13 protein-coding genes are annotated in these 14,006 nt (G+C 38.5%); 11 read left to right on the forward strand and 2 right to left on the reverse strand.

Annotated features, from left to right (window positions below; translation table 11 throughout):
- Nucleotides 1–13: 13 nt before the first annotated feature.
- Nucleotides 14–1,351: an outer membrane channel protein TolC gene (gene tolC, locus AC27GZ_RS12180; RefSeq protein WP_487095425.1), complete on the forward strand. Its 1,338-nt coding sequence runs from the start codon at nucleotides 14–16 to the stop codon at nucleotides 1,349–1,351.
- Nucleotides 1,352–1,443: 92 nt separating this feature from the next.
- On the opposite strand, the gene AC27GZ_RS12185 is transcribed toward tolC, so the two are convergent.
- Complete coding sequence (locus AC27GZ_RS12185) at nucleotides 1,444–2,538, reverse strand: glycosyltransferase family 4 protein (protein WP_487095427.1); 1,095 nt, start codon at nucleotides 2,536–2,538, stop codon at nucleotides 1,444–1,446.
- A gap of 138 nt (nucleotides 2,539–2,676) precedes the next feature.
- Between AC27GZ_RS12185 and lpxL the strand changes: the two genes are divergently transcribed.
- Nucleotides 2,677–3,615, forward strand: a complete 939-nt coding sequence (gene lpxL / locus AC27GZ_RS12190) for an LpxL/LpxP family Kdo(2)-lipid IV(A) lauroyl/palmitoleoyl acyltransferase (protein WP_487095429.1) — start codon at nucleotides 2,677–2,679, stop codon at nucleotides 3,613–3,615.
- A 65-nt stretch (nucleotides 3,616–3,680) separates the two neighbouring features.
- On the forward strand, nucleotides 3,681–4,349 hold the full coding sequence (locus AC27GZ_RS12195) for a TcpQ domain-containing protein (protein WP_487095431.1): 669 nt from the start codon (nucleotides 3,681–3,683) through the stop codon (nucleotides 4,347–4,349).
- A gap of 31 nt (nucleotides 4,350–4,380) precedes the next feature.
- Here AC27GZ_RS12195 and glnE read toward each other — a convergent pair whose 3' ends face one another.
- The gene (glnE, locus tag AC27GZ_RS12200; RefSeq protein WP_487095432.1) at nucleotides 4,381–7,266 is read right to left on the reverse strand and encodes a bifunctional [glutamate--ammonia ligase]-adenylyl-L-tyrosine phosphorylase/[glutamate--ammonia-ligase] adenylyltransferase; all 2,886 of its coding nucleotides are present in this window, start codon (nucleotides 7,264–7,266) and stop codon (nucleotides 4,381–4,383) included.
- A 192-nt stretch (nucleotides 7,267–7,458) separates the two neighbouring features.
- Here glnE and AC27GZ_RS12205 point away from each other — a divergent pair, with 192 nt between their 5' ends.
- From AC27GZ_RS12205 to AC27GZ_RS12240, 8 genes are all read left to right on the forward strand, one after another.
- Nucleotides 7,459–8,451, forward strand: coding sequence for a hypothetical protein (locus AC27GZ_RS12205; protein WP_487095434.1), 993 nt, complete (start codon nucleotides 7,459–7,461; stop codon nucleotides 8,449–8,451).
- A 23-nt stretch (nucleotides 8,452–8,474) separates the two neighbouring features.
- Nucleotides 8,475–9,377, forward strand: a complete 903-nt coding sequence (locus AC27GZ_RS12210; RefSeq protein WP_487095435.1) for a DUF350 domain-containing protein — start codon at nucleotides 8,475–8,477, stop codon at nucleotides 9,375–9,377.
- 100 nt (nucleotides 9,378–9,477) lie between these two features.
- Entirely contained in the window at nucleotides 9,478–11,190 is a 1,713-nt protein-coding gene (locus tag AC27GZ_RS12215; RefSeq protein WP_487095437.1) for a polyamine aminopropyltransferase, read from the forward strand.
- 129 nt (nucleotides 11,191–11,319) lie between these two features.
- A complete protein-coding gene (locus AC27GZ_RS12220; protein WP_487095439.1) occupies nucleotides 11,320–11,733 on the forward strand; it encodes a YjfI family protein in 414 nt (137 codons plus the stop codon).
- A gap of 42 nt (nucleotides 11,734–11,775) precedes the next feature.
- Nucleotides 11,776–12,465 carry a PspA/IM30 family protein gene (locus tag AC27GZ_RS12225; protein ID WP_487095441.1) on the forward strand — a complete coding sequence of 230 codons (690 nt, stop codon included), beginning with the start codon at nucleotides 11,776–11,778 and terminating at the stop codon, nucleotides 12,463–12,465.
- A gap of 60 nt (nucleotides 12,466–12,525) precedes the next feature.
- A complete protein-coding gene (locus AC27GZ_RS12230; protein WP_487095442.1) occupies nucleotides 12,526–13,167 on the forward strand; it encodes a hypothetical protein in 642 nt (213 codons plus the stop codon).
- A gap of 24 nt (nucleotides 13,168–13,191) precedes the next feature.
- Nucleotides 13,192–13,509: a hypothetical protein gene (locus AC27GZ_RS12235; RefSeq protein WP_487095444.1), complete on the forward strand. Its 318-nt coding sequence runs from the start codon at nucleotides 13,192–13,194 to the stop codon at nucleotides 13,507–13,509.
- A 124-nt stretch (nucleotides 13,510–13,633) separates the two neighbouring features.
- Nucleotides 13,634–13,927 (forward strand): Lpp/OprI family alanine-zipper lipoprotein, encoded by a 294-nt coding sequence (locus AC27GZ_RS12240; protein ID WP_487095446.1) that lies wholly within the window; start codon nucleotides 13,634–13,636, stop codon nucleotides 13,925–13,927.
- Nucleotides 13,928–14,006: the final 79 nt, after the last annotated feature.

Here is a 14,006-nt window from a genome sequence, read left to right on the forward strand (position 1 = left end):
GAATACCTTACTCATGAAAAAAACATTAAGCACTCTACTTATAGCAATAGCAAGTACAGTAAGTGTAAATGCACAAGCAGATGATTTACTCACGGTTTATCAACAAGCATTGTTAAGCGATACTGTCGTTTTAAAAGCACAAGCGCAATATAAAATTGTTGAAGAAGATATAGAACAAGCTCGCGCAGTGTTATTACCACAAATAAATGCAAGCGCAAGTTACACCGACGGGGAAAGAGAAGCCTATACATTAGGACAAACTACCACCACTGAGTTTAACAATTTAGGGTATGGCGCCAGTTTAAATATGCAGCTTTATCATCACGATAGCTGGTTAACCTTAGATATTGCCAAGAAATCAGCGCACCAAAGCGACTTAGTTTATCAAGTAGCGAAACAAGATCTGATTGTTCGAGTAACACAAGCCTATTTTGCGTTATTAAGTGCTAAAGATGATCTTGTGTTTGCAAAAGCTGAAAAAGCAGCGATAGCACGTCAACTTGAACAAACTAAACAACGCTTTTCAGTTGGTTTAACAGCCATCACTGATGTACATGAAGCTCAAGCACAATATGATAATGCCGTAACAGAACAAATTCGTTCTGAAAATGCTATTTTTAACGCCGAAGAAGAATTACGTGTTATCACCAATGTCTACCCTAAAAATGTTTTTGTACTTAACACTGACAGATTTAGTACAACTAGTCCTAATCCAAATAGCGCTGATGAATGGCAAAAAGCCGCTGAAGCTAAAAATTTAGATTTAATCGCTGCAAAAGTTGGTATTGAAGTGGCACAACAAACCATTAAAGCTGCTAGAGCTGGACATTACCCTACATTAGACTTCGGCGCTTCATACAATAGCAGTGATGGTGAAACTGACGGGCCACTTGGCAATGTTGATGCACCAGCATTAAATGACTACTCAGTGGGTATCACTTTAAATGTACCTCTTTACTCAGGTGGTGCAACACAAAGTAGCGTGCGTCAAGCACAAAATCGCTTTGTTTTGGCAAGCCAAGACTTAATGCAAACACACCGTACCGTAGTACGTACTACACGTAATGCATACAATACGGTTGTTGCTACAATTTCAGGTATTAAAGCCTTTGAACAATCAGTTTTAAGTGCGGAAAAAGCATTAGAAGCCACAGAAGCTGGTTTTGAAGTAGGTACACGTACTATTGTTGATGTTCTTGATAGCACACGAAACTTATACAATGCTAAACGTAACTTATCATCAACCCGCTATGCATACATACAAAATGTATTATTGTTAAAACGCGCAGGTGGGACGATTACCGATGAAGATATTACTGCTATCAATGCAGGTTTAATGCCCGCTAATTAACGATTACCGATAGAGTTAAAAAACATAGCTAAAAATAAGAAAGGCACCTAATCAGGTGCCTTTCTTTATAATCATTTATAGTTATTAACGGGTTACATTAAGGTTTGATAAAACTCAACCAGTTGTTTAGCTTCTCGCTGTACCGAGTAATGCTGTAATACATGCTCTCTGCCTTTCACGCCCATTTGGGCAAGTTTTTGAGGGTCACTCAACAATAAATCCATTTTTTCAATAACAGCAGGCAAATCATTCACTGGAACGACGTAACCATGCTCACCTTCTTGCACCACTTCTGGCCACGCCCCAGCCTCACTAGCAAGTACGGCTGCGCCACTGCTCATTGCTTCTAAAACAGTTAACCCAAAACCTTCATTGTCACTTAGCGCAACAACAAGCGATAAAGCGCTAAATATTTTAGGAATATCAGCAAAGTCTTGCTCTCCAGCGAAAATAATACGATCGGTTAAATTAGCTTGAGCAACTTTATCTTGCAGCTCTTTTACAAAACTTTCATTACTGCTACTAATCGCGCCAACAACAACGGCAGTAAAATCAGGATGCTTATCGAGTATTTCTATGCAGGACTCAACGAAAAGGTGAACCCCTTTTTGTTTTCTAACACGTCCTAAAATAGCAATACCGTATTGTTGAGGATTAACTGACTCTGGTAATAAAGACAAAGCTTGCCATGCTGTATTTTTATCTTCAGGTGGCACATAAACATCTGTTTTAACACCATGATAAATAATAGCGTCAGGTGCTTTATGTAAATAACTAGCTGAGGCATTACACATAGCTAATACCGCATCCATTTTATCCGTTAACCATTTAGTTGATCCTGAACGCTTTCGCTGAGCAGCAGAGCTGAAAATAATTTTAATTTTTGCGCCAAAAACATACCTTAGTATTAACGCTTGGATCATTTCATCAACACGACGAGCATGAAAAATACGAAAACGGCCATCTGACAATGGTTTACGACACATTTTAACCACTTGCCAAAAGCTAATATTAAGTGACTGATCGGGCAAATGATGTTTTCCCATCACCCGTAAATTGATAAGCTTTTGTTGCTCAGACAATACCTGCAACATAGTAGAAGTAACACCTGAAAAATTTGAATTAGAATTGCCGATAATTAATTCAACTTCTTCATTTTTCAGTGTTGTTGCATTGCTACTTGTCATTTTATAAACACACCCTCATAAAAATCTGGCGTTATTCTACGTCAAACTTAGCTTTGTTAACACAAGTTATACTAATTAAAGGCAACTTAGGTATAATCAGCCCCAGCCTAATCTTTCGATATCATTTGAGAAGCAATAGTGAGCAGAAATAAAGTTTTACAACCCAACTTTAAATTGTCATTTTTATTACCTAAGTATTGGCTTACTTGGCTTGGCGTTTTAATTCTCTACAGTATTTCTTGGTTACCTTATAAGTGGCAATTAATGTTAGGACGTATCATTGGCCGACTACTGTTTAAAATAGGTTCAAAAAGAAAACATGTGGCTGATACTAATCTAAAACTTTGCTTTCCAGAGATGAGTGTGGAAGAGCGTCAACGCATTCTGAAAAAAAACTTCGAAAATACCGGCATTGCCTTACTTGAAACAGGCATGGGCTGGTGGTGGCCAAACTGGCGTGTAAAGCGCAAAGTTAAAGTGCTCGGTGTTGAGCATGTTGAAAAGGCACAAGCGCAAGGCAAAGGTGTTTTGTTACTTGCCATGCATTATTTAAGTGTTGAAATGAATGCGCGTGGTGTTGGTTACGGCCATCCTATGGTGGTTTTTTATCGCCCTCATAACAATCCTTTAATGGAGTACTTTCAATTTAGAGGCCGAGGAAGATCTAATAAATACATGTTAGGAAAACGTGATGTAAAAGGACTCATTCAAGCACTAAAAGACGGCGAAGCCTGTATTTATTTACCTGATCAAGATTACGGCAGAAACCGAAGTTTGTTTGTTCCCTTTTTTGGTGTAAAAGATGCTGCAACAACAACTGGCACACTCATTTTCGCCCGACAGAAAAATGTAGACACTATGGTGATCATCCCAACCAGAAATGATGATGACAGCGGTTATACACTGGAAATACTACCTCCTTTAGAAAACTTCCCTACGAAAGATGATGAAGCCGATTTAATTCGTGTTAACCAAGAACTAGAAAAAGCCATTGCTCAAAAACCAGAGCAATATATGTGGCTGCATAGACGGTTTAAAACACGTCCTGATCCTGATGCACCATCATTGTATAAATAAAAAAATATGATATAACTAAGCTAACGGGCGAGAAAATATAAATTTTATAGGTTATATAGAACATTATGGGTTTTTGGATTCGAAATATTATTTTAGCAATTTTCTTGATTGGCTTAGCATGGGCTTTTTTTGCTAATCAAGATTATTTACTGTCATTAGATAATTCATCAAACACTCAACCTGCGCCTGCTCCAGCTGAAACAAGCAGTAAGCCAGAACTCAAATATCAGCAAGGTAGAAAATTAGACAATGCTGCCGCTGAAGGCTTGTCAAATTTTTACGCTAAGATCTATGGTAGCGGTATGGATGATGACGGCCCCAAAATACGCAATAACATTATTTTCTTACCCGAGCCTGAAGGCGATTTAGTCAAAATTTTACAAGCGAGAGAAATGGTTGTCCGCCCCTACCGTAAAACTTGGCATGGTACGACAGCTTCACGTCCTTTTAGAAAAAAAGAAACCCTTTATCAAAAGTTAGCCGAATATGCGGCTGAAGATGGTTTAGAAGTTATTTGGTGGCTAAACAGAGATTTTATTGTGAAAGACCCCTTCCGTATCGAAAAAGATATCCTCAAAACAGCTTATCAAGTAGGAGAAGCTGTTTCAGGACACTTTTCTGAAGGCATAGTCAGCTATTTTTGTTATCGCCAACGCACCTTAGTGTTTATCAATGAAGCACCTACTTACCTTGACGAGGAATGTATTCCTTTAGCTCCAAAAGCAAGATATTAATAGCATTCAAAATAAGTAAGCACCAACAAATCTAGCCTAAGTTTTGTCGCCAAAGTGAGATGATATTATCTCGAGTCGCCAGTGATGTCTTTGATATCAACAAGTCTTCAGCTTGTAAGGTAGCTTGATGAGAAAAGCTTCTCAGTTGTTGATAACTTGTAGTTAACATTGCTTGCTCATCTGTTGATATAATCTCTAACGAGCTAAGCTGTTTAAGAATTCCTATATTGTCACTGTATTTTGCGAGTGCTTTATCTTTATAGCTATGAGATAACACCCAATATTGGACTAAAAACTCAATATCAACTAAGCCTCCCTGTCCTTGCTTTATATCCATGAGTTCATTCGTCGACTTATCAAGATGATTACGCATTTTTTCTCGCATTTTAGCTACGTCAACCTTAAGCTGTTCTACGTCTCTTTCTTGTTGTAAAACCTGCAAACGTATCGCGGAAAATTCCTGTCTTAGTGTGTCATTTCCAAAAATAAGACGAGCTCGAACGAGGGCTTGATGTTCCCATGTCCAAGCATCTTGTTGTTGGTATTCCCCGAAGGTATTAATATGGGTAACAAGCACTCCCGAATTACCCGAAGGTCTAAGCCTCATATCCAACTCATACAAAATACCACTGTTCATGCGCGTATTAAAAATATGCATAATACGTTGCGCTAACTTAATATAAAACTGAGTTGCCGATACAGACTTATCGCCATTGGCCAAGCCTGTTGTCATATCATCTTGTGTACTATGATGAACAAAAACCAAATCAAGATCTGAGCCATAGCTGAGCTCACTTCCACCAGTTTTTCCGTAAGCTATAACCCCAAAACCTTTATCATCACCACCTAAAGTTGATGTTGGTACGCCAAAGCGAGCACTGACCTGTTGCCAAGCTAAGTTGATGACTTCAGCAACTATCGCTTCCGCCAAAGCAGTTAAATGATTACTGACTTGATCAACATCAAGTACCTGAGCAATTTCAGCGGCGGCAATACGTAATTGTTGCGCTTGCTTAAATAATCGCAAAGCATCCATTTGCGCTTCTAAGTCCTCTTCAGGTATACGCAACATATTTTCACGTAATTCAACAGCATAACTAGATAGTTTAGGGGAATTTCGTAATAGTTTAGGATCAATTAACTCGTCTAAAAGTATTGGATATTTGGCAATGTATTCGGTTACCCAGCGACTAGCTTGGCATAATTGAATAAGCTGTTTTAATGCGCCATCATTTTCAAATAACAGCTCTAAATAAGCAGTGCGCGTGACGATTTTTTTAAAAACATGGAGTACTCGCTCAAGTACAAATTCAGCTTGCTTCGCTTTCTGAATATGACAAATCAGCTGAGGAATAAGTTTGTCTAGTACTTGGCGACCTCGGTTACCAATACTACGTTTTGTGACATCCGCTCGAAAATCAGCCAACAAGTGCCATACTTTTTCACTGTTCCAGCTATGAACGCCGTGATCATCTTGTTCAAGCCAAGCAATAGACTCTTCATCACTCCAACGACTGTGCCATAAAGTACTCCAATGCTCATCGACTGCTTGATGATTAGGAGACTCTGCACCAATAAGTTGCTCAAATTGCATGTGAACACTGTTCATGTGATCTTCTAACACTTGCATAAACTCAGACCAGCTATCAAAACCAAGTACATAGAGAATACGCTGCTTATCGAGTTCATCATCTGGTAAGGTTTGCGTTTGCTGATCCGCCAAGGCTTGGATGATATTTTCCACTCGACGTAGAAAACGATAGGCGTTTTCCAGTATCTGCTTGGTATGCTCTTGAATTTCTCCTGCAATAACCAGCTCTGGCAATACGGTTAATAAACTTCGCTGTTGTAATGCTTTAACTCGACCACCACGAATAAGCTGAAAAACCTGAACAATAAACTCAATTTCACGGATACCGCCAGCGCCAAGTTTAATGTTATTCACCAGCTGCTTACGTCTGACTTCTTGTGAAATCATCATTTTCATTCGGCGTAAACTATCAATAGCACTAAAATCGATATAACGACGATAAACAAAAGGTCTCAATAACGTGGACAGTTTTTGGTGATATTTCCCCTCACCAATTAAACGTGCCTTTAACATAGCATAGCGTTCCCAATCACGACCTTGCTCTTGGTAATAATCCTCCATGGCATTAAAGGTTAAGACGAGTGGACCACTTTCACCAAAGGGCCTCAAACGCATATCAACACGATAAACAAAACCATCAGCAGTATGTTGGTGCAGTGAAGTAATGAGCTTTTGCGCTAAACGAGTAAAATATTGTTGATTATCAAGGCTTCGTCGACAACCTTGCGTTTCACCACTTTCAGGATAGACAAAAATTAGATCTATGTCTGATGAAAAGTTAAGTTCTTTGCCGCCAAGCTTGCCCATACCATAAACCAATAATGGTTGAACCTCGCCTTCTGCATTGGTGGGTACACCCCATTTATTTTCACAAAACTGGCTAAGCCAGGATAAACTCGCCAATATTAAAGCATCAGCCAGTGCTGACAATCGCGCCAAGGAAGCGTCTAACTCTATATCCAACACCAAATCAGCAATAGCAATATTGACCATGTGCTGCAATCTAAAACGTCGTAATAGTCGGTGTAATTGTACCTCATCGTGACACGCTGCTAACTGCTCGCTGAGCAATTTATAGTAATTAGGAAGAGATTGTTGATAAACAAGATTACTTTCAAATAATTCAACTACTAAATCAGGCGCTTGTAAAGCACTTTGTAAAATAAAATCACTTAAACAGACAGCAAGTTTAAAATGTGCTAATTGCTGACTACTAAGTTGTTGATAACTTTCAGGGTGTTGTTGGGAAAATTGCTGCCAATTTTTTAATTGCTGTTGTTTTAGTAAGTCATTATCATCTAAACGAGACAGAGGTGAAGAAGACACAAGCGATCCTTTTACTTAGTTAACCAAGTGTTTATCTAAAACAGCATTTGATGCGCCAATATTTATAGCTTGGGACTAAACAGCTACATCAATGCTACCAATAACCATTAGACATAATATGTCATTAATGCTATTAATATCAATTAAGCATGTTAACTGTTAATTTAGCACCTTCAGGAGATGATAGCAGCAATGCAAAAGCTAAAAACCCCTTTTTATCGCCGATTTATGAATTGGTTTGCTGTTTTCTCCTTACTAGTCCTTGTTGGCTGTGGCGACCCTGTTAAAGAGCAAGTACAGCAGCAATTACCGCTAACTGAGCAAAGAGTAAACCAGCTTGGTAATGCTTTATCCTCAGGGCAAGTTCGCAATGCCAATTTAATTCAGCAATATGCCGATAAAGTAGCGAATAAAAAACCTGAGTTGGCGCCTTTAATCAACGAATTTAGAAAAGATGCCAGTATTAATGGCCCTATGTATTTAGCCTTGTTAGATCGTGTAAATACCGCTAAAACCCAGCCACAAATGTTCTCTTCTTCTCAAGCGTTATATGATGAATTACTAAATATTTATCAAGCGGCTGATCCGGTTTTATATTCCGATGCCTTAAGCGACCCGTTAAATGTCCTCGCAGATATGTCAGAGGGTGAACTACCTCGCATCAATGCCCTTTCAAAAGAACAAAGCCAAAGAGCAAATAATGCGCAAGATTTTGGTACGGGTGAGCAACTCATTGGTAACCCAAGTTATGGTCAATGGCAAACCGGTAGCAACGGTATGTCTTTTTGGGCATGGTACGGCATGTATTCTATGATGGGTGATTTGTTCGGTCGACGTACTTATTACAACGACTGGAGCAGGGGCAGAAATTATAGTTATTACAATGATTATGGCAGAACTCGCTATAGCTCACCTAACCAGCTAAAAAAACAAACAGCACTAGATACTCGCACTAAAAAGTCATTTGCTAGTCGCGGGCAAAAATTTACCAGCCCGTATAGTAAAAATCGTGCAGGCTCTTCAAGTTTATCGGGTCAGAGTAAAACAGCTCAAACTAGCGCTAATCGTTTTCGAAGTAACAATATTCAAAAAAGCAGTTATGCCAATAAATCAAAATTTAGCAAAACATCTAGTTTTAGAAATTCTAACACCAATACCTCACGCAGCTTTCGTCGCGGCAAGTAACAAGAGATAGGAAAAAAGTAAATATGAACACATTAATTGAACTCGTCGGTGTTAATCAGGAGTTACTTATTTTTTTAGCGATTGATGTCACTATTGCCATCATACTATTGGGTGCTATGCGATATTTTATCGGGGTCAGTAGCCAAGTTAATAGTACTGAAGAATTAGCCCACAAAGATAACTTCGCTTTTGGAGTTAGCGTTGCAGGCAGTATTTTAGCGCTAGGTATCGTATTAACAGGTGCCATTACCGGTGAAAATGCCCAAAGCTACCAAATGGAAATTATAGGTATGTTAGCTTACGGGGTTTACGGCTTATTACTGATTAAAGTTGGTCGTATTATTCATGATAAAATTGCCTTACAACATTTAGATAAAAATGCCTTGATCAAAAATCAAAACCTTACCATAGGTATTGTTGATGCTGCTGGAGCCATCGCCACTGCCATAATCATTCGTGCGGTTTTACTTTGGGTAGACGGTTTAGACCTCGCCACCTTTATCGCTATTACTAGTGGCTTTGTTGTTGCACAAGCAGTATTAGTGATTGTGACACGTATTCGTGAAAAAATTTATGCCAAAAATAACCAAGAAGACTGCTTACAAGAAGCATTAAGTAATGGTCAACTTGCTCTCGCTATTCGTTATAGCGGCCAAGTCATTAGTACGGCACTGGCGGTTACTGCTGCTAGTTACTTTTTAGTGTATAGCCCTGAAACCTTAGTAATGAATCTTATTGGTTGGCTAGTGTTTGGCGTTATTATGACTTTATTAGTTGCCATTCTCACCGCGCTAGCTAAACGCATTGTATTATGGGGTATCAACTTGGTAGAAGAAGTGGACCAACAACATAATATTGGGGTTGCCAGTATTGAAATGGCTACCAGTATTGCTATTGCGCTGATTTTGACAGCGCTAATGGCCTAAAATAACTAGAGAATTTTTACATGCATTTGTGTGCAATATTTAAAAGCACACAAATGCATGCTCGTCTATTATCATCACGCATAAACAGTAGCCAAATCTATTGAACACTTCACTTGCCAAAAAAAATCATCTGCTCGATGATAGCTTATTAATTCTCACCATGGCGGTTTTGGCTGGCTGTGGATTAATCTACGAATACTTACTATCCCATTATGCTGGCCGTGTGTTAGGCGTTATGGAAAGCACTATCTACACTATGATTGGCTTAATGATAGTATCGATGGGCCTTGGGGCATTTGCAGCACGCAAAGTACGTTGTGCTTATAATGGTTTTGTCTATTTAGAGCTCATTATTGCCCTGCTTGGCTCGTGTGCCATTTTAATTATTGGTGCGTTGATCGCTTTTACTCAACTATTACCCACGATTGTTGCTGACACGTTTGCTTTACCTCCCGATGTTCTGCCACGTGGTGGCATATTCAAACAATTAAGCTGGTTAGCCTTCAATAGTCCTTACTTTTTTGGTGTAGTGCTTGGCTTTTTTATCGGTATGGAAATTCCGTTAATCGCTCGAATTAGAGAAGAAGTTCACGGTAAGCACTTAGCCAACAATTTAGGCACTATTTATGGCGCTGATTATATTGGTGCAGGCATAGGCGCTGCTATCTGGGTTATTTTCTTATTAAGTATCGATATTTCAAAAGCAGCGGCTTTAACCGCTAGCCTTAACTTAGTGGCAGGTAGCTTTTTCATTATGCGCTACTGGCATAAGCTTAACTTTCGCAAAACCTTTTTGAGTTTACATATAGTACTTGCAGTGGTTGTTGTCATTATATTCAATCACGGCAATCAATGGCTAAACCAAATGAATAGCTTGCTGTATTTAGATAAAGTGGTTTATAGCGACAAAACACGCTACCAGCAGCTAACCTTTACCGAAAGACACATGGGAGTGACTTCAGGTATACCACAAGCCAGTATAATTAACTTTTACCTTAACGGCCGGTTACAGTTTTCGTCATTAGATGAACATATTTATCATGACTACTTAGTGGCGCCGGCAATGGCTGGCTCAGCTCGTCAAGACAACATTTTAATTATTGGTGGTGGAGATGGTTTAGCACTAAGAGACATACTTATGTATGATCCAAAAAATGTTACCTTAATTGATTTAGACAGTGAATTAATTGATATTTTTCAATTTCCTAAAGATCACTTACCGCCAAGACTTGCCGCGCAAATATTAGGGATTAACCAACAAAGCTTGCAAGATAAGCGCGTTAACATCATCCGGGAAGATGCCTTTATCGCCATTAATGAACTACTAAAAACAGGGAAAGTTTTCGATGCGATCATTGTCGATTTACCAGACCCTAGCCACCCTGATTTAAACAAACTTTATTCTGTAAATTTTTATGCTCGATTAAATCAACTCTTGTCAGGTGATGGCTTAATAGCTATACAATCAACCAGTCCTTATCACGCTAAACCCTCTTTTATTTCTATAGGCAAAACGCTTAGCGCAGCTAATTTTGCTCACGTTGAACAATACCATGATAATGTGCCAAGCTTTGGAGAGTGGGGCTGGACAATTGCCGCAAAAATGGGTTTAAGCCCTTTAAATAGGTTAAAGCAGTTGGATAAATTGCCGGTAAAACATCAATGGCTAAATTTAGATATTCTTAAAGCTTCTTTTGTTTTCCCTAACAATTTTTATGACGATGCAAAAAATATAAACATAAATATTTTAGGCAGCCATACTATCTATCAGCTCCATCAAAAAGCTTGGCAAGATCAACAAGGGCTAAACTAGCTATAAACCTTGTAAAAATAACTAACAAATAAAAGCTTGACATAATATGTCAAGCTGCTAAATTGAACCTAGAAGACATAATATGTCATCTAAAATACTTTTCGTTTAGAAATAAAGGATAGGAAATACATGAATATTCATACTATAGCCGATCACTTAAATAGCTTGGCTGACAATTCAGACACAGGAATGAGCTTTGATTGCCAACCAATATCAGGCGAAGTTGACGTACTGCAAATTACTATTTTAGGTCGTGAAGAGCTACCAGTATTTGTTTCGGTAACCGAAGATCAAATACTTTGTATTAGCTACCTTTGGGGAAGCGATGAAGTTAAACCTGACAGCATAAGTGCTATGCACGAAAGCATGTTAGAGATGAACATCCCAATGCCACTATCATCTTTTTCAAAGATTGGCGATAAATACGTTATTTTTGGTGCACTCTCTATCAACTCCAGTTTTAGTGATATTGAACATGAATTAGCCGTATTAAGTAACAATGCCCTTGAAGTAATTGATGATATGAGTGACTACCTAGTTTAAGCCAACACACTAGCCACAATGTCACCTTATTAGGAGAAAAAAATGAGTATATTTAAAAAAATTATGACAGCAATTCGCGGCGGTGCCTCTGAAGCAGGCGAAGCTATTATTGACGCCAATGCCACCCGTATTTTTGAACAAGAAATTCGCGATGCTGAAAATCACTTAACTAAAGCCAAACGTGATTTAACAGGTGTAATGGCAGAGCAAATGTCTGCACAACGTGAAGTTGATCGCTTACAACGCGAAATTACTGAGCATGAAGGTTATGCCGGACAAGCATTAGAAAAAGGTGACGAAACACTCGCCTTAGCTGTCGCAGAAAAAATTGCTAGCCTTGAAAGTGAACTAGCAACCCAACAAGATGCGCTTGCTAGCTATACCGGCAATGCTGACCGATTAAAAGAATTGGTGAAGAAAAGCGAACGACAGGTTGCTGAACATAAACGCCAATTATCTATGGTAAAAACCACAGAAAGCGTACAAAAGGCAACATCAGCAATTACTGATAACTTCTCATCAAGTAACTCTAAACTTTTAAACGCTAAAGATTCACTAGAGCGTATAAAAGCTAAGCAGCAAAAATTTGATGATAAAATGAAAGCTGCTGAAGTATTAGAATCTGAAAATTCAGATTCTTCACTAGCCGCTCAGTTAAAAGCTGCTGGCATTGGCTCACAAGACAACTCTGCCAACTCAGTATTAGAGAGAATTAAAGCAAAACAAAAGTAAATATTATTAAAGGTGGTTAGCAAGCGCTAGTCACCTTTTTACTATAGAGCGGTATCAACAATGAGCTTTTTCAAAAAGATATTTTCCAAAACTGAACAACCTCAGCGCACCTTAACTCAAGTTAATGAGTTACTTGCAGGTGATATTATTGTCTTAACTGATAGTTTTGCATTACCTGAACATCTCAGAAATCAACAGCTGCAAATAACGGCTGTAAACACCTATGAATTCGAACAAAGCAATCAAATCGAATGGACACTTCAAGGGGCGAGTGATCGTATACTCTTTTTATCACTCGAAGTTGACGATACCACAGAGCTTAAATTTTCAATCAAACTTGAGCATGAAGATATAGAAACCTTGCTTGATCTAGAAGCCTTCTCACAAGTTTTCGACGAACCAGGCCAAGCTTTCTTAACACGCCAACAAGACAACTCACACACTAACATGTGGAGTGATGAAGAGTACCAACAAAGCACCTTTGCTAAAGTGGGCTACTTCCACCGAAAAGATCACCGCAGCGAGAATTTATCCTCTTATGAAGGTAAAGACAGTGGCGAACCTTTTGAGCTTTATCAGCTTTATAACCAAGATCAGAGTAAAGGGATTGATGTTGAAGTATGGCAAGATGGCGATACTGAAGTGTTTTTAACGTTATTTAGACCCTCATCTGACATTATTGATATGTACCCAGCAAGCTAAGCATTCGACCATAGAGAGAAGACTATGACTAAAAAAATGCCTGACAAGTGGCAATCGTCGGTAAAAGCCATGAAAGCTGTACAAGTAGCTTTTGATATGGACGAAAAAATTCAGTTATCTATTCGAAAAGAAGCTTTGGAAGCTGGGTTAAGCCCATCAGATCAAATTCGTGACATTTTAGGCTTACCCATCAACAAACGCCCTAAACGACCTCGCTTAACAGTTAGTTTAGCACCTGACGATTATCAAGTATTAGCACTGAAGTATGATTTACAACCTGAACAACAGCTTGAAATTAAAAGAAAATTAATGGAAGAACTCGTCGAACACGTTAATAAATAAAATGACCAAAACGCAACGCTTTAGACGAAATTTAACCAAAGTACTAACAAATATGTAACAACTTTGTCAAAAGTGCATTATCTGTGTCATAATCTCGGTGAACCACAACACTAGGGATATCATTATGTTAAATAAAAACTTACTCAACAAATCACTTATTATTACTTTAGCGCTTGGATTAACCGCTTGTGCTAATACAGATGAATTAGAAGGAAACATTACTAGCCTAACTAACAAAGTAGACTCGTTATCTTCTAAAGTAGATTCATTAAATACTGATATTGCTGACTTACAGTCTCAGCATAAAGAGATAACAGAAGATGTAAAAGCCGCTAAAATGGCTGCTGAGCAAGCTGCTGAAGATGCTCAAAAAGCAAATGAACGTGTTGAAAACGTTGTAGCGACTTATAAAAAGTAGTTAGTAAACCAATATAAAGCTCACTCCTTAGTCATCCTGATTGGTTTTAGGGGTGAGCTGAATAATTTCTTTTTAATTG

The sequence above is a fragment of the Colwellia sp. SU-HH00943 genome (assembly GCF_057546125.1).

Bases quoted from the DNA above. Each gene is read 5' to 3' on its own strand.
- AC27GZ_RS12225 (WP_487095441.1), top strand. From the start codon at position 11,776: ATGAGTATATTTAAAAAAATTATGACAGCAATTCGCGGCGGTGCCTCT.
- AC27GZ_RS12235 (WP_487095444.1), top strand. From the start codon at position 13,192: ATGACTAAAAAAATGCCTGACAAGTGGCAATCGTCGGTAAAAGCCATG.
- tolC (WP_487095425.1), top strand. From the start codon at position 14: ATGAAAAAAACATTAAGCACTCTACTTATAGCAATAGCAAGTACAGTA.
- AC27GZ_RS12230 (WP_487095442.1), top strand. From the start codon at position 12,526: ATGAGCTTTTTCAAAAAGATATTTTCCAAAACTGAACAACCTCAGCGC.
- AC27GZ_RS12210 (WP_487095435.1), top strand. From the start codon at position 8,475: ATGAACACATTAATTGAACTCGTCGGTGTTAATCAGGAGTTACTTATT.
- AC27GZ_RS12205 (WP_487095434.1), top strand. From the start codon at position 7,459: ATGCAAAAGCTAAAAACCCCTTTTTATCGCCGATTTATGAATTGGTTT.
- AC27GZ_RS12240 (WP_487095446.1), top strand. From the start codon at position 13,634: ATGTTAAATAAAAACTTACTCAACAAATCACTTATTATTACTTTAGCG.
- AC27GZ_RS12220 (WP_487095439.1), top strand. From the start codon at position 11,320: ATGAATATTCATACTATAGCCGATCACTTAAATAGCTTGGCTGACAAT.
- AC27GZ_RS12195 (WP_487095431.1), top strand. From the start codon at position 3,681: ATGGGTTTTTGGATTCGAAATATTATTTTAGCAATTTTCTTGATTGGC.
- AC27GZ_RS12185 (WP_487095427.1), bottom strand. From the start codon at position 2,538: ATGACAAGTAGCAATGCAACAACACTGAAAAATGAAGAAGTTGAATTA.